Below are 15,220 nucleotides of genomic sequence, written 5' to 3'. Positions count from 1 at the left end.
TGGACACCCGGCGAGTCACGGTTGTGGATAGTGATGATCGCCGAGAGTGATCATCGCTTGCTCGGCGTGGGCTCGCCGGAGCCCGGCGACCGACTGGTGCAGAGCTGCGGCGAGGTAGCGAACTGACTGGTGGTGTAGACGGCCACGATCGCGAAACAATAGTCCAGGTCAGCGTTGAGGCCGTTGAGATCGAAAGAGGTCGAGGTGGGCCCGACCTGACCCATCGGCCGCAGCTGTTCGCCGGGGCGCCCACCGGTGACCACGAACGAGGCGCGACCGTTGGCGGGATCGGCCCAGGACAGCTTGACCGACGATCCGTAATCACGCATGCGCACATCGCTAGGGGCGGGCCCACTGAGAGTTGGCACATCAGAGGCCGGATCGTCACCGCGATCGGCCAGCACGACCACCAGCGCGACCACGGCGATGATCACCCCACAAACCGCGGCGATCGCCGCGAAAATGGCGGGAGCCCTCCGCGAGTACGCCGAATCGCCACTTTTTGCCGGCACGGGCGCGGCGACAGGTGGCGCGGAGGCGATCTGCGGCATCGGGTGCGGCTGCTCGTAGCCGGCCTGCCCGGAGTAACCGGGCTCGAGCAGCGGCGGGTAGCCGTCGCTCGGAAAACCTCCGGCCGGCGGCGGCCCAGGCCCTTCAAATGCAGGGGGTACGGGGTGACTCGGCCGTTCGGGGACCGACGGGGGCGGGGGCTCCGTCACGGGCGGCTGAGGGCGTACCGGTGCTTGCTGGTCCTGGGTCGCGCGCTGGAAACGTCGCAGTTGCTCGGCGGGCACCTCCATGCGCACCGTCGCGGGCTCTTCACCCAGGTAGGAGCGCGCACGGACGACGGCCCAGTGATCGGCGCCGAGCACGGCCGGGCCGTGCGCGGCCACCCGGCCGAAAGCGCGCCGGGCCTCGTGCCGGTTCTCCATCTCCTCGGCGACCACGCCGAGGTCGAACGAGATTCCCAGCATGACCGGATCGGTGTCACCGAGCCGCCACTGCCCGGCGGCGTAGGCCTCCTCGAGCACCCGGCGAGCGGCGGACGGATCATCGGCCCGCTGATGGACGGCGGCAAGCTGCTGTGCGGTAAGAAGCACGTCAGGGTCATCCTCGCCGAGATTGGCCCGGCCCAGGTCGACGGCATGCTCAAGCACAGCGCGCGCCTGACCCAGATCGCCGGAATCGGCGAGGGCCTGCGCACGCTGCCGGGCGGCGAGAAGCGGGGACGGCTGAGACACGCAGGCCATGCTGCCCGCAACGATGCGGCGACGCCAGTACGGGCAGTCACGAAGTGCCGCGTCCCGCCGCGAGCTGTGCCGGTATGTCCGGGCCAGGGGTGGCCGGTGAGGGCCGGGTTCGGGGCGTGTACAGTCTTCTTCTGTGCAGCCCGCCGGGCAGCCGGTTGCGGGTGCAAGCCGCAGGTCGGCCTGGTTATGCTGTGCTCACCTTGTCCGGGTGGCGGAATGGCAGACGCGCTAGCTTGAGGTGCTAGTGTCCTTTATCGGACGTGGGGGTTCAAGTCCCCCTCCGGACACAGATACTTGTCTATGTGATGTGGCTGCTGACCAGCGATTATATGGTCGGCGGCCGTAATCGTTTCCGGAGCAGGGTCGCCGTGGGAACACGGTGGGAACATCGCCTTCTGGCGGGGCTCGTTTCTGGCAACGGCAGGGGTCGCCATGGCAGCTGGGAGACAGCGCGATGGCCTCCATCGAGACCCGAAAGACCAAGGACGGTAAGACCACCAGTTATCGGGTGAAGTGGCGTACCGGAGGAACCGGTGCCCAGGACGGCACCACCTTCGACGTGCACACGGACGCGAAGCAGTTCAAGGCTTTGGTCGAGGTGTACGGGCACCAGTGGCCGCCGGCCGACGTGCTGATCGCGAAAGGTTTCGCCTATCTCGTGCCGGGCGCCGTCGTGTCACCGGCGCCGGTCGAGGAGCCGCAGCCGGTTGTGACGTTCGAGGCGTTCGCGCTGGAGTACCTCGACCGGCTGGTCAAGCCGAACCCGGAGACCAAGCGCAAATACCTCGAGCGTCTGCGGGTGCATGTCTTCCCGGTCATCGGGGAACGTCCGATCGTGGAGATCACCCGGCGGGAGATGCGCCTGTGGCAGGAAGGGCTGCTCGCCAAGCGGCTGTCCGCGAAGACGATCCAAAACATCCGCGGCGAGACCGTGTCACCGATCTTCGAGGCAGCCTGCCTGCCTGGTGAGGACGACGAGCCGCCGCTGCGGACGTACAACCCTCTCAAGGGTCTCAAGCTGCCGGAGCGTAACCGTCCGGAGCGGGAGATCGTTGAGGATCAGCAGGAGGCCGCGTTCGTCATCGAGGCCGGTTACGAGGTCGACCCGAGCGCGGCTGATCTGCTGTTGATGCTGTTGGCCACGGGCATGCGCTGGGGTGAGGCGGCTGGGCTGCCGGTACGGGCGGTGAACTTTGACCGTGGCACGGTCAGCATCATGCAGGTGCTGCGCAAGGAGAACTTCAAGTGGAAGGTGATCGCGCGGCCGAAGACCAAGGACGGCTATCGGGAGATTCCCGTGCCGGATCAGGTGATGAAAGTCCTGGAGGTTCGCTGCGGCGGCAAGGGCCGAGACGCGTTCGTTTTCACCGCCCCCAAGGGAGGGCACTGGCGCTACGAGGTCTTCTACGACGACCGGTGGAAGAAGATCCGTGCGCTGGCGGAGGCGAAGGGTTTGCGCAAGCGCATGACGATGTACGGGTTGCGGCACTCGCTGCTGACGTGGCTGGCTTCCGAGGGCGTGGATCTGATGACGCTGCGGACGATCGCCGGTCACAAGCGGGTGAGCACAACCTTCGACATCTACGTGCACAGCACCCGCCGGCATCACCCGAAGGTTAAGGAAGCCGTCTCTGGACTGGTGGGCCTGGAGGTCGGCCCGTTCGCTCCCCGAGGTGCCGGAGCCGACACCTACCGTCCTGGCGTGTAGTAGACAGCAGCGCCGCCCTCGACGGGGCGGCGCTGCTTCGGATGTGCGAGTGCAGGGCGGTCGGCGCTATCGGTGCTGGCGTCGGCCCGCGCGGCGTAGCGGCCTCTTTGAGTCGGTGGCAGGTGATGGCTTCAAGGCTGCGGTGAGGTCTGCCTCCGTGAAGCGCACCAGCCGGCCGGCCCGGTGACAGGGCATCTGCCCTTTCGAGACCCACCTTCGCAGAGTGCTTTCGGCGACCCGCAGGACGATGGCCGCCTCGGCGTAGGTGTACTGCTTGTCCATCACCTCCTCCTCGGGTTCGGTGCCGGCCGGGTGGCGGTAGGCCGGTGGCTAACTGACCAACATCCATGATCGCAGCGGAAGAATGGCGTGGATAGTTGTCTGGAGTTGTCCCGTTGAGATGCGGTAAGGAGACAACCGCAGAGAAAAAGACGTTCGATCAAAGCGGCGCGGACTTGCAGGGACAGGCATTCGCCGAGAAATACGAATGTGACCGAATCACGTCATACACCGTCCGCCCGAGTGTCGACGAGCCGGCGCGTCCGTTGTAGACAGCGGCCACGCCATGTTCAGATGGGTGTCGGTCGGTGTGCGTGAGCGGAGGGTCGGCGGCGATAGCCCACCGTGCTCGGCGGCCGTTCCTGGCTGTGGTGAAGGTGGGACAACCCCGGACTACCGGAGACATCTTCAGCTGTGGCGGTTCCTGGCTGAGGATGAAGGAGCGAACCGCGCTCCGCGGTACGTGCCCTTTTCTTGAGTCAGGGTGTTCACGACAATGCACGCCGTCGGCGAGGGCGAGGCTGGGCAGGCAACCCGTATTGGCCTGCCCAGGCTCGCTTCCGCGTGGTTCGGTCTACCTGCGGAGCTGCGGCTGACAACGGGAGGTGGGGAGTCCATGGAGCGCTCGCGGGCGGTGGCGCTGGTCGAGGACGTGCTGGGGCATCTGCTGGAGGGCCGGGGGGAGCGACCACTGAGCTTGATCCGGGAGGTTTATGTCTTCGGATCCTTCGCGCGGGGCGCTCTGCAGCCGGGCGACGTCGACCTGGACGTGGAGTTCGACAAGGACTGGGAGTGGTCCTCGGCGTTCGTTGACGCGATAAGCGACGGGCGCGACGGGTACGTCCCACTGCGTCGGCCGTTGGTGGGACACAAGCGCGGCGTGCAGTTCATCTTCAACGGCCACGAGAGGGCCGACTTCCCGATGACGCTGTTGTGGCGTCGTGGCGACGACTTGAGCACTGCGCTGGAGCGGCTTCACGCGATCAAGGCGGATCCGGCAGCTGGCAGGGCGGAGCGGCACGCGATGCTACCGCAGTTCGAAGGGCTGGACAGGTGGCTGCCGCGTTTGCACCGCGAGCACTTCGTTGAGGCCATCGATAGCGGCGCGATCGTAGTGGAGCGGCTGACGCTCCCTGAGCCGGAGATCCGTCACCTCCTGCATCCAGTGGTCGAGGAACACCTGTGGGGTCGTTGGCCGGAGTCCAGCCCTTTGTATCGCTCGGCCGGTGCAGTGTTTGCCTACTTGATCGATCGGGGCGTCGATCCGGCGGAGCTGCGTTTGCACGGGCGCAACGTCCGTGTCGGCAGGACGCTGTACTACGCGGGCTTTGATCTGCGGTATTTGCGAGGGATGCAGTGGGCCTTGGCCGACGGCGGTGGCCGCGAATGGATCGAAGTAGTCCACCCGGTAAAACGCGGTGATCTCCACGCGCTGAGGGTGGTTCCGGTCTCCGTGTCGAAGCTGAACCAATTAAATTGGCTGGCAGCCTGAAGTCGCTCGCTGACGTGACGTATAGTGGTGCTGAGCTGCTGAAACTCCTACACCGAGTGGAGCCTGCCGACGGGTGTTACCCGGCAGGTTATTGGTTCGCCCACTCGTTGGCGCGTCTTGTTGGCTGTTGTTGGTAGGGCGTCAGTGTTAGAGCGCCTTGTTACAAGTCGTTTTCCTTGCTCTCCCGCTCGGACACGAATTGTTCGACGGCGGAGCGTCGGTAGCGTACGTATTTGCCGACGCGGAAACCCTTCGGTCCTTCGCTGTTGGAGCGCCATTTCCTAAGCGTGCCGATAGGGATCTTTAGGATCTTGGCGACTTCGTCAAGGGTGAGGATCTCATCGACGCCTGATCGGTCGGTGGTGTCGCTCATCGCTGCCCTCTTTTCAACGTGTCTCATCACGTTAGGTGGTCGACGATGCATTAAAACCAGGCTAGGTGCTGAGGCGCCAAGTCGGATATCAACTCCGGAGTGATTGACGCGAGCCGCATTTGTGATCTTGGAAAGCGCATATGCCTCGGGGTGAGCGCATCGGTAATACCAGGGTCATGGATGAGGATGGCGGCGGAGGGTTCGGCGAGGGCGCGTAGGTCAACGGGCGGCAACTGGTGGATGACACTCGATCGGGTTGTCGACGTTTGAGCTAAAGGGCGAGAGACGAGTGAATCGACTGATGTAGTCGCCGCCGGGAAGGCCGACCTGAACGGGAATTGTCCCAGCGAGGTAGATCAGCTGATGTGAGTTGGTTTTCAACGGCAAAGGGCTGGTCCGTGCACTCATTCTGACCCCGTGGAGGGTAGCTCATTAGGCTTGACCGCGTGTTGCTCCTGCGGTTCTATGATTCCATCCGTGCCATCGGAGTGCGACTGAGAATGTATCAGTGTGCTCTATTTTTAAGAATTGGGTTATGCGTCGAGCTCCCGAAATGCCCCGAAGATTTGTTGCTCCAGCAGCGTTAGATGACCTGGTCCAGGTTCCTAGGATGCTATAGGCGGCGTCTGGCCAGTCACTGTCTGCAGGATTCCTGTGGTCTTGGGGAACGACCCGCCCAGCGCGTAGCTGTTTGGCAATCGGGGTGGAAACGTCGGCTCGACGTGCCGTGGCCGGGTGATTGGTTCTGTAGGTCTTCCGGCTTTCGTTCGTTGCTGGGTGGCAGGGCAGGATGGGGGCGTGTCGGCGGGTGGGTCGTCCCGTCCGGCGCCGCAGGTGTTGGAGGCGGTGCTGGAGCGGTTGACGTATGTGAATGAGGAGACCGGGTACACAGTGGCCCGGGTGGCGACCGGCCGCGGTTCGGACCTGTTGACGGTGGTGGGTGCGTTGTTGGGGGCGCAGCCGGGGGAGAGCCTGCGGTTACGGGGCTGGTGGTCGTCGCACGCGCAGTACGGCCGGCAGTTCGAGGTCGTCTCGTACACCACGGTGTTGCCGGCGACGATTCAGGGTATCCGCCGCTACCTGGGCTCGGGACTGATCAAGGGGATCGGGCCGGTGTTCGCCGAGCGGATCGTCGAGCACTTCGGCGAGGACACGCTGCGGGTGATCGAGGAGGAGCCCGGTCGGCTGGCGGAGGTGCCGGGGCTGGGCCCGAAGCGTACGGCGAAGATCACCGCGGCCTGGGTGGAGCAGAAGGCAATCAAGGAGGTGATGGTCTTCCTGCAGGGCGTCGGGGTGTCGACGTCGATCGCGGTGCGGATCTACAAGAAGTACGCCGAGAAGTCGATCGACGTGGTGAAGACCGAGCCGTACCGGTTGGCCGCGGACGTGTGGGGGATCGGGTTCAAGACGGCCGACACGATCGCGCAGGCGGTCGGGATTCCGCACGACAGCCCCGAACGGGTGAAAGCCGGCTTGCAGTACACGCTGTCGCAGGCCACCGACAACGGCCACTGCTACCTTCCCGCCGACCAGCTGGTCGCGGAAGCCACCAAGATCCTCGACGTGCCCGGCGGCCTGGCTGCGCGTTGCCTGGACGACCTGGTCGCGGAGGAGGGCGTTGTCCGGGAGAGGTTCCCCGAGGACGAAGAGCAGGCGATCTACCTTGTCCCGTTCCACCGGGCCGAGATCTCCCTGGCCAACGCGCTGCTGGCCCTGCTGCACGGCCGGGCCGACCGGATGCCGCACTTCGCCGGCGTGGACTGGGCCAAGGCCCTCGCCTGGCTGAAGGTGCGCACGGGCACCGACCTGGCGCCCGAGCAGGAGGAAGCGGTCCGGCTGGCGTTGACGTCGAAGGTGGCGGTGCTGACCGGCGGGCCGGGCTGTGGCAAGAGCTTCACTGTTCGCTCGATCGTGGAGCTCGCCGCGGCGAAGAAAGCCAAGGTCCTGTTGGTCGCGCCGACCGGGCGGGCGGCGAAACGCCTCGCCGAGCTGACCGGCCAGCCGGCCGCGACGGTGCACCGGCTGCTGCAGCTGCAACCCGGCGGCGAGGCCAGTTACGACCGGGACAACCCCCTCGACGTCGACCTGCTGGTCGTGGACGAGGCCTCCATGCTGGACCTGATCTTGGCGAACAAGCTGATCAAGGCGGTCCCGCCGGGCGCGCATCTGTTGCTGGTCGGCGACGTCGACCAGCTGCCGTCGGTCGGTGCCGGGGAGGTGCTGCGCGATCTGCTGGCGGCCGACAGCATCCCGCGGGTGCGGTTGACCAAGGTGTTCCGGCAGGCGGCCGACTCCGGGGTGGTCAGCAACGCGCACCGGGTCAACGCCGGCCGCCCGCCGATCCTCGAGGGGATGCGGGACTTCTTCCTGTTCCCGTGCGAGGACACCGAAGCCGCGGCCGAGCTGACCGTCGACGTCGCGTATACCCGTATCCCGGCCAAGTTCGGTCTTGACCCGCGCCGCGACATCCAGATCCTCACCCCCATGCACCGCGGTGCGGCCGGGTCCGGCGCCCTCAACACGCTGCTGCAGCAACGGCTCACCCCATCCCGGGAGGGTGCGCCGGAGCGGCGGGCCGGGGGCCGGGTGTTCCGGGTCGGCGACAAGGTCACCCAGATCCGCAACAACTACGACAAGGGCCAGGCCGGCGTGTTCAACGGCACCGTCGGCGTCGTCACGGCCCTCGACCCCGACGAGCAAACCCTGACCGTACGCACCGACGAGGACGAACAGATCGACTACGACTTCGACGAACTCGACGAGTTGGCCCACGCATACGCGATGACCATCCACCGCTCCCAGGGATCGGAATACCCCGCAGTGGTCATCCCGCTGACCACCAGCGCCTGGATGATGCTGCAACGCAACCTGCTCTACACCGCCATCACCCGTGCCAAACAACTCGTCGTCCTGGTCGGCTCCCGCCGCGCCCTCGCCGCCGCGGTGCGGACCGTCGGCGCCGGCCGTCGCCACACCGCCCTCACCCACCGCCTCAGCACATAGGCGACTGGAGAATCATCCGTGCGCGTGCTGTTGTTGGGCGCCCGTGAATACAGAACTGGTCATGGACGCAGTGCTGCCTTTGAACCTGCGCCCGGCCTGAATCTTCGGGATGGCGGCGTCCTGAGGCTGGCGGCTCACGTAGCACCTGCAGCGGTGTCGAGCAGGCCGGGGAGTCGTGGACATGACCACCGAGCGGGGGTCTCGGCCAGGCGGTGTACCCGTGCACCGTCGCCGATGTCGCTGAGCCCGACAATGTCCTGCTGCCGGGCCACGACGTGCCGTTGGGCCGCTTCATCGTCGTGCGACGTCTGTTGCCGCATCGGCAACGGTGCATGATCGGGCGCCTGGCGACGGCACACACCTGAGAAGCCAGTCATTGCCGGTGGCGCCGACGAACATCGCCGGGATCTGGGCCCCGCTCTGCGGCGCGGGTCGAGCGCCGTCGCCTGATCCGGCTCACCTCACCAGGCAGCCGCGACCGCGAGCCAGCGCACCGCCCCGACATTGCTGAAATCTCGGACCTGCCCACCGTGCTGTCCGAAGCCGTCTCGGGCGCGGTCCGAGCGATCGTGTTGTGGATCTTGCAGAAGCTCGGAGTGTGACGGGCGTCGTGGCGTGCGGGCTGGCTCCGGCTGCGGCGAGGGAGAGGCTGGCTGGCTTGATGCCCGGCACACCGCAGTCCCGGACGGCCTCAGCCCTCGTTCACCAGGGTTTCCGGACGGCGTCGCTCGCAGAAAGCGCAGTTGGTGGCGTGGGGCATGGCGCGGAGCCGGCCCAGCGGGATCGGTTTGTGGCAGTCCGCGCAGGTTCCGTAGGTGCCTTCGGACATGCGCTTGAGCGCGTGAGCCGTCTGGGCGATCCGCTGACGGGACGACTCGGCGAGCCCATCCAGGGTCCGGGGGTCGTAACCCCCGTGCCGAGGCAGGCGGGCGTACACTGTCAGCTGCGTCAGCCGGGCGGTGTGGACGGCGAACTGTTCCTCCAGCATGGCGCGGAGCAGCTCCATCGGCTCCGCGGACGGATGGGTCGCGTCGTGCAGCGCAGCGGTCATGTGATGCCTCCAGGAGCACGAGTTCCAAGGTGGACGGGTGGTCAGCGGTGGCGCAGCAGTGACATCGCGGCCAGGCCGGCGCCGTTGAGCGCGGCCGTGCGGGGTGCGGCCGCCCGGTGGACGCGTACCCGCAGCATGCCGGAGACGGCGGTGGCCAGCCCGGGATGCACGGCACCGTCACCCACCAGCAGGATTCCCCGCGCCAGCGCCGTGACCACAGCTGACGCGTCGGGGCCCGCGCGCAGGTCGTCGATGTGGCGCAGGACGTTGTCGCCGATCAGATCCACGGTGGCGCTGCGGGTGAGGTCCTGGGTGCCGATCTCGGTGCGGCGGGCGGCGCGGACGCGGCCGTCCTGCAGCAGGGCGAACTCGGTCAGCTCGGCGCCGGTGTCGACGACCAGCAGGGTGCCGGCGGCCGCGCCCGAGCCGACGGCGGCGGCCCGGACGGTGTCGATGAACACCAGCCGCGTGGGTGCGAAGACGGCGTCGAGCACGCGGCGGGTGGCCTCCTGGTCGGCCTCGGTGGCCAGCACCGGCCGGCAGGCCACGACCACGGCGCCGTCGGGCACGGGCAGCGGGTAGCGGCGGACGAGGTGCGTCAGCAGACTCGCGCAGCCGTCGATGTCGACGACGCGGCCCCGGCGCACCAGGGTGCCGGTGGCGGCGGACTCGTCATCCCAGGAGCCGCTGATCGTGCCGCGGTGTGCCGCCCACACCCCGACGGTGCGGCTGCCGAGGTCCACGGCGAGCGCCGTCGGTGCGACGGCGGCATTGTTCCGGTTGGTCTGAACGGGTGGGGACGCCGGCGTTGCGGGCACGGTCATCCCGGCTCCTTTCGAAGGGTGAGCCGCGGCTTGTTGTCGCGGTCTCAGCTGGTACGGGCTTCCATCGTTGTTGATCGGCGGCGGGTGTGCAGGATGAGTGACCGGAGAAGAACAGCCGGTGCTGGTTGCCGACGATCGGCAACCAGTGCCGCCCCGGTACGTCTACCCGTTGTGTCGTTGCTGGCAGGGCACGCAGAACCGGGCGTGCGGAAGCACCGCCAGGCGCTCGGCGGGGATCGAGGTGCCGCATTTCTCGCAGCGTCCGTAGGTGCCCTCGGTGATCCGGTGCAGCGCGCCGGTGATCTGTTCCAGCGCGCGCCGGGTGACAGCCTGCAGTGCCGCCCGCTGGTACGCCTCGCCGGGGTCGCCGGTGTCGGCGTCGAGCTGCGTGAACTCTCTCAGCCGCGCCGTCTGCAGCGCGAACTCCTCACTCAGCGACGCGTGCACCTGCGCGAAGCGGCCGTGGTCGGGGACGTCGGTATCGATGCTCATGATCCATCCTGTGATTGCGGAAGCCGGACAGCGAAAAGGGCGAAGCTGAACGGCTTCGTCCTGGCACCTCAAAGGTTCGGGCTCGCCGGGTTAGGACCGGCGTACGCGGCCCGTCCCGGTGCACGGGACGAGCCGATGGTGGATTCAGGTGACGAACGCCTGGACTCCGCCGCGCGGGTTGGCTCAGGCTTCTTGGCGCTGTCTGTGCCTGCTGCCCCTGGTGAGCGGGATACGGCCGCGCCGACGCTGCTTCCCGGGGTGGAACGGTTCAGCGCTGAACGGGTGGGTGCGGCTGACGGTGGAGCGCACCAGTTCGGCGTCGTCGAAGTCGTACCGGATGCGGTTGATTACCTTCGTGACGCCGGGCACCGCGGTGACCACGCGGGTGACGATGTCGGCGGTGGAGTGCCGGCCGACCGCGCCGGTCAGCGTGGCCGTGCCCTCGTGGACGCGCACCCCGACCTGCTCCGGGCGGATCCACAGCCGGCGACGCAACTCCGCTTCGACCTCGCGTCGGATCTCCGCGTCGTTGCGCGCGTACGGGCGCAGCAGATCACCGCGGGACACCACGCCGAGCAGTCGCCCCTCCGGACTGGTGACCAGCAACCGATGGACATTGCGGCTCTGCATGGTCCTGGCCGCCTGGGTCAGCGACGCATCAGCGTCGATGGACAGTGCCGGGGTGGTCATCAGGTCCCCCGCTCGCACAGCCGTGGCCCTTCCCTTCGGCCGGCCCCCTCGCGGGTTGTCCCGCTCGCCGTCGGCGACGCCGACGAGCAGGTCGGCCTGGGAGACAACACCAAGTACTCCGCCCGTCGGGGCAGTCACCGGTACGGCGCTGATGTCCTCGCGATCGAGCAGACTCGCGATCTGACCGACCGGGGTGTCCACACCCACGGTGATCACCTCGCGTGTCATGACGTCTTCGACCTGCCACTGCATCTCGGCACCTCCCCGGACTGTCCAAGGCCGGGCGGGCACCCGTACCGCAGTCCTATTCAACAGATTTATTTGCTACGTCAATTATCGTTGCGGGGGCGCGGGCCGACTACGGTCCGCGACGGCGAACTTTCTCCTCGTTGTTTGCCGATCGTCGGCAACAACCAGTGCGCGGCCTGATGTCGGTCCCCGCCCAGTTCCGTAGCTGGTCACGCTCTGGTCGTGGTCAGCTGCCGGTCCACCGGTAGCGCGTGGGGGGACCGGGCCGGCGGCCGGGCGGTCCGCAAACCGCGGAACGGGCGACGCTCGGTCGCCTCGGGTGCGGCCGTGACGGTGTCGTCGACGTCGAACGTGAGCAGGTCGACGACGTCGGTGACGCCGGGGACCGTCGCGGTCAGCCTCGCCACGGCGACGGCGGTCGTCTTGTGGGTGGTACGCCCGGTGAAGGGTGACCACGCCGTCGTCGACGGTGGTCTGGACCGTCCCGGGCCGGATCTGCGGCGTGCGGCCTACGACCTGCCGCATCACCTCTTCCCGGATGACGGCGTCCAAGCGGGCGTGGACCTTCAGGAGGTCCGATCTGGTGACGATGCCCCGCAGTCTGCTGTCGCTGTCGACGACCAGCAGCCTGCCGACGCCGCGCCGGTACATGACCCGGGCGGCGGCCGGCAACGACGTGTCGGCTCCGATGGTCAGTGCCGGTGCGTTCATCACTTCCACGGCGGTGCCCCGCGGCCATTCCACCTGCGCCGGCAGTCGCCGGCGCCACCAGCCGACGGGGGTTTCGTCGTCCGGTGCGGCGAGGTCGATCTTCCTCCGCAGGTCGGTCCAGGAGACGATGCCGAGCACGACGTCGAACCGGTCGACGATCGGCACGGCAGTGATCTGCCGTTCGGTCAGCAGGGCGACGATCTCCGCCACCGATGCGTCGTGGGGTGCGGTGATCACCTTGCTGGTCATCACATGGTGTACCCGCCAGGTCGTCATGCCGCTCCTTCCCTGTCGCCGATGGTCGTGTGGACCGCGCGGTCGCGGGGGCCGGGGGTGGTGCCTCTCGGTGGCGTGCCGTGGCCTGGTCGTCGGCGCGGTGGTAGATCGTCTCGGCGCGGGCGTAGCGCCGCAGCATGTACATGGCGGCCAGCACCGCGACGGCAGCGATCATCAACAACGCGTCGGCCAGACCGCGCACCAGAAGTAAGGTGACGGCCAGGACGAGCACAGCCGTAATGGCGACGGCCGGTACAAGATGGAACTTGCGAACCTGCATGGCGTTTCTTCTCCTTCCATTCGGAACCCACGGACTTGCGGCTGCCGGGTAGTTCCGTCGAGGCCCGCGCGCCCACGCCGGAGCGGCGGGTCTGACCTGCGGGTTGGCCTCCATCATCGCCGCGGCGGACCGGGTCTCGGCAGGGTCGCGGTGCACAGACCAGGCGGGTCTAGACTGCCGATGGTCGGCAACAATGGCTGATGGAGCTTCTGAGCGTCGCCAGCCCGGCCCGCCACAGCGGACGGCAACCGAGCCGGCGGGGTGCGGTGGCATCAGTGGTCCGAAGGTGAGGCGGAGATGACCGACAACGTTCGGCGGCGCGGCGGTCGCAGGCCCGCAACACCGGAACCTGAGGACGCGTGGCTGATCGACGTCGCCGAAGGAGCCAGCCGCGACGCCGGCGGGGTCCCGGTGGAGTTGCTCGGCGACTATCTGCCGCTGCTCGCCGACGCGGCCACCCACGGACGCCGGGCCAAGCGCCGAGAGCTGGACGCCGTCGGTCTGCTCGGACGGCAAGCCGCCGAGCAGGGCATCTCCGCGGGAAAGGTAGTGCAGCTCTATCTGTCCGCAGCGCGGCGGCTATGGCAGGACCTGCCGATGGTGGTGCGTTCCCGCGACCGGGAGGCCGTGCGCGCGGCCGCGACGGCCGTCCTGCAGGTGGTCGACGACGCGGTCGCGACTCTCGCCGAAGGCTATGCGCTCGCCCGGCGCGACCTGGTGCGCCGCGAGGAGTCACTGCGCCGGGAGCTGATCGACGATCTGCTGCGCGGCGACTCCGACCTGGGAGCTCTAGTGGAACGGGCCGAACCGTTCGGGCTTGACCTGGCCCGGGTGCATCAGGTGGCGCTGGCCGCACCGAGCCGGCGGTTGCCGGACGCCGATGCGGCGATCAGTGCCCTGGAGGCGGTCATGTTCGACCGGCTCGGCGACCGTGACGTCCTGGTCGCCACCAAGGACGGCCTGCTCGTGGTGTTGGCACCGGCCGACGCTGGAGCGGCGGGCCGGGTGTCGCCGGAGCTGGACGCGAGCAACGAGCTCGGCCGGCTCATGCACGGCGAGTTGAGTCGGCTGCGCCGCGGGCGTCCGTGGCGGGTCGCGGTCGGCCGCGCCCATCCCGGCGTATACGGCATCGCCCGCTCCTACGAGGAGGCTCGCGAGGCACTCACCATGGCCGGCCGGCTGCACACCGACACTCCGGTCATCAACGCCCACGACCTGCTCATCTACCGGGTCTTGCTGCGCGACCAACCCGCCATCGTGGACCTCGTCCAGGCGGTACTCACCCCACTCACGCGGGCTCGCGGCGGCGCCGGGCCGCTGCTCGACACCCTGGAGGCCTATTTCGCCACCGGTGCGGTAGCCACCGAATCGGCGAAACGGCTGCACGTGTCCGTACGGACCGTCACCTACCGCCTGGCCCGGGTCAAGACGCTGACCGGCTACGACCCGGCCGACCCCGCGCACCGCTTCACCCTGCAGGCCGCGGTGCTCGGCGCCAAGGTCCTCAACTGGCCGCAGGAGCCCCTGCCCACTCCTGCCTGAGCCTTGACAGGCCGTCAAGCACTACGCTGACAACCGCCGGGCAAGCGGCGCCACGCCGTGCGACCGGACCGCGAACGCGGAGGGCCGGACGTGCACGCAGACATCCACAACCCCCAGGACGTACTGATGCCCGCCGCGTTCATCGGCCACGGCAACCCGAGGAACGCCCTCGAGGTCAACCGCTACACCACCGCGTGGAAGGCCTTCGGCGCGGTGACATCCCGCCCCCGCGCCATCCTGGTGATCAGCGCGCACTGGTACATCAACGCCACTGCCGTCACCGCGATGCCCAGACCACGGACGATCCACGATTTCTACGGCTTCCCCCCGGCGCTGTTCGAGGTGCAGTATCCCGCGCCCGGGCTGCCCGAGCTCGCCGCCGAGGTCAGTGACGTCGTCCACCCGACCTGGGTCGGCGCCGACGCCGACAGCTGGGGCATCGATCACGGCACCTGGTCGGTGCTGGTGCACGCCTTCCCCGACGCGTCGATCCCGGTCGTGCAGCTCAGCATCAACGCCAACAAACCCTTGGACTACCACCTCGAGCTGGGCGCCAAGCTCGCCGCCCTGCGACGGCGCGGAGTACTCATCGTCGCCAGCGGCAACATCGTGCACAACCTGGGCGGGATGGACTGGAAGCTGACCGACGACGGCTACGACTGGGCTCAGCGCTTCGACGAGGACGCCAAGGTGCGCATGCTGAGCGACCCGACCGAGTTCGCGACACTCGACGCCCACCGCGACTTCCGCCACGCGGTACCGACACCGGACCACTTCATTCCCGCGCTGTATCTGGCCGGTCTGGCCGCAGCTACCAAGGAGGCGGACTCGTCGGTTCTGGTCGACGACTACGCCTACGGCTCCTTGTCGATGACGGCGTACACCCTCGGCCTGTCCTGCCCGGACGCCGCAGGCGAAGGCGGATCCTCGCAACCGCCCGCCGACCTACCGCCTGACGGTTCCAACATCTGACCCCACGGCCGCCCCGAGCGCGATCGGT

13 protein-coding genes, 1 tRNA gene and 1 pseudogene are annotated in these 15,220 nt (G+C 67.9%); 6 read left to right on the top strand and 9 right to left on the bottom strand.

What is annotated here, in order from left to right; translation table 11 throughout:
• Positions 1–50: 50 nt before the first annotated feature.
• On the bottom strand, positions 51–1,241 hold the full coding sequence (locus DMB66_RS09480) for a fibronectin type III domain-containing protein (protein WP_158647183.1): 1,191 nt from the start codon (positions 1,239–1,241) through the stop codon (positions 51–53).
• 211 nt (positions 1,242–1,452) lie between these two features.
• Here DMB66_RS09480 and DMB66_RS09475 point away from each other — a divergent pair.
• Both DMB66_RS09475 and DMB66_RS09470 read left to right on the top strand, forming a co-directional pair.
• Positions 1,453–1,537, top strand: a tRNA-Leu gene (locus DMB66_RS09475).
• Positions 1,538–1,704: 167 nt separating this feature from the next.
• Complete coding sequence (locus DMB66_RS09470) at positions 1,705–2,958, top strand: site-specific integrase (RefSeq protein ID WP_233624420.1); 1,254 nt, start codon at positions 1,705–1,707, stop codon at positions 2,956–2,958.
• 66 nt (positions 2,959–3,024) lie between these two features.
• Here the strand turns inward: DMB66_RS09470 and DMB66_RS65790 are convergent, their stop codons facing one another.
• Positions 3,025–3,240 (bottom strand): helix-turn-helix domain-containing protein, encoded by a 216-nt coding sequence (locus DMB66_RS65790; RefSeq protein ID WP_125803661.1) that lies wholly within the window; start codon positions 3,238–3,240, stop codon positions 3,025–3,027.
• A 613-nt stretch (positions 3,241–3,853) separates the two neighbouring features.
• Here DMB66_RS65790 and DMB66_RS09460 point away from each other — a divergent pair.
• Positions 3,854–4,729 (top strand): nucleotidyltransferase domain-containing protein, encoded by an 876-nt coding sequence (locus DMB66_RS09460; protein ID WP_125803660.1) that lies wholly within the window; start codon positions 3,854–3,856, stop codon positions 4,727–4,729.
• Positions 4,730–4,889: 160 nt separating this feature from the next.
• Here the strand turns inward: DMB66_RS09460 and DMB66_RS09455 are convergent, their stop codons facing one another.
• Positions 4,890–5,102 (bottom strand): AlpA family transcriptional regulator, encoded by a 213-nt coding sequence (locus DMB66_RS09455; protein ID WP_125803659.1) that lies wholly within the window; start codon positions 5,100–5,102, stop codon positions 4,890–4,892.
• 798 nt (positions 5,103–5,900) lie between these two features.
• Here DMB66_RS09455 and DMB66_RS09450 point away from each other — a divergent pair.
• The gene (locus DMB66_RS09450) at positions 5,901–8,105 is read left to right on the top strand and encodes an ATP-dependent RecD-like DNA helicase (protein ID WP_125803658.1); all 2,205 of its coding nucleotides are present in this window, start codon (positions 5,901–5,903) and stop codon (positions 8,103–8,105) included.
• A gap of 691 nt (positions 8,106–8,796) precedes the next feature.
• On the opposite strand, the gene DMB66_RS09440 is transcribed toward DMB66_RS09450, so the two are convergent.
• From DMB66_RS09440 to DMB66_RS65785, 6 genes and pseudogenes are all read right to left on the bottom strand, one after another.
• Positions 8,797–9,156 carry a TraR/DksA C4-type zinc finger protein gene (locus DMB66_RS09440; protein WP_125803657.1) on the bottom strand — a complete coding sequence of 120 codons (360 nt, stop codon included), beginning with the start codon at positions 9,154–9,156 and terminating at the stop codon, positions 8,797–8,799.
• 41 nt (positions 9,157–9,197) lie between these two features.
• A complete protein-coding gene (locus DMB66_RS09435) occupies positions 9,198–9,980 on the bottom strand; it encodes a rod shape-determining protein (protein ID WP_125803656.1) in 783 nt (260 codons plus the stop codon).
• 162 nt (positions 9,981–10,142) lie between these two features.
• On the bottom strand, positions 10,143–10,472 hold the full coding sequence (locus DMB66_RS09430) for a TraR/DksA C4-type zinc finger protein (protein ID WP_125803655.1): 330 nt from the start codon (positions 10,470–10,472) through the stop codon (positions 10,143–10,145).
• A gap of 183 nt (positions 10,473–10,655) precedes the next feature.
• Positions 10,656–11,414, bottom strand: a complete 759-nt coding sequence (locus tag DMB66_RS09425) for a CBS domain-containing protein (protein ID WP_125803654.1) — start codon at positions 11,412–11,414, stop codon at positions 10,656–10,658.
• 206 nt (positions 11,415–11,620) lie between these two features.
• Positions 11,621–11,818 carry a hypothetical protein gene (locus DMB66_RS63565; RefSeq protein WP_233624419.1) on the bottom strand — a complete coding sequence of 66 codons (198 nt, stop codon included), beginning with the start codon at positions 11,816–11,818 and terminating at the stop codon, positions 11,621–11,623.
• A 214-nt stretch (positions 11,819–12,032) separates the two neighbouring features.
• Positions 12,033–12,371, bottom strand: a pseudogene (locus tag DMB66_RS65785) (CBS domain-containing protein); the annotation flags it as partial.
• Between the two features lie 604 nt (positions 12,372–12,975).
• Between DMB66_RS65785 and DMB66_RS09415 the strand changes: the two are divergent.
• Together DMB66_RS09415 and ygiD are read left to right on the top strand one after the other, a co-directional pair.
• The gene (locus DMB66_RS09415; protein ID WP_125803652.1) at positions 12,976–14,220 is read left to right on the top strand and encodes a CdaR family transcriptional regulator; all 1,245 of its coding nucleotides are present in this window, start codon (positions 12,976–12,978) and stop codon (positions 14,218–14,220) included.
• A gap of 90 nt (positions 14,221–14,310) precedes the next feature.
• Complete coding sequence (gene ygiD, locus DMB66_RS09410; RefSeq protein ID WP_233624417.1) at positions 14,311–15,192, top strand: 4,5-DOPA dioxygenase extradiol; 882 nt, start codon at positions 14,311–14,313, stop codon at positions 15,190–15,192.
• Positions 15,193–15,220 lie beyond the last annotated feature (28 nt).

Source organism: Actinoplanes sp. ATCC 53533 (assembly GCF_003947245.1).
The sequence above is the reverse complement of the archived record's forward strand: the minus strand, read 5'-3'. Positions and strand labels throughout refer to the sequence as shown.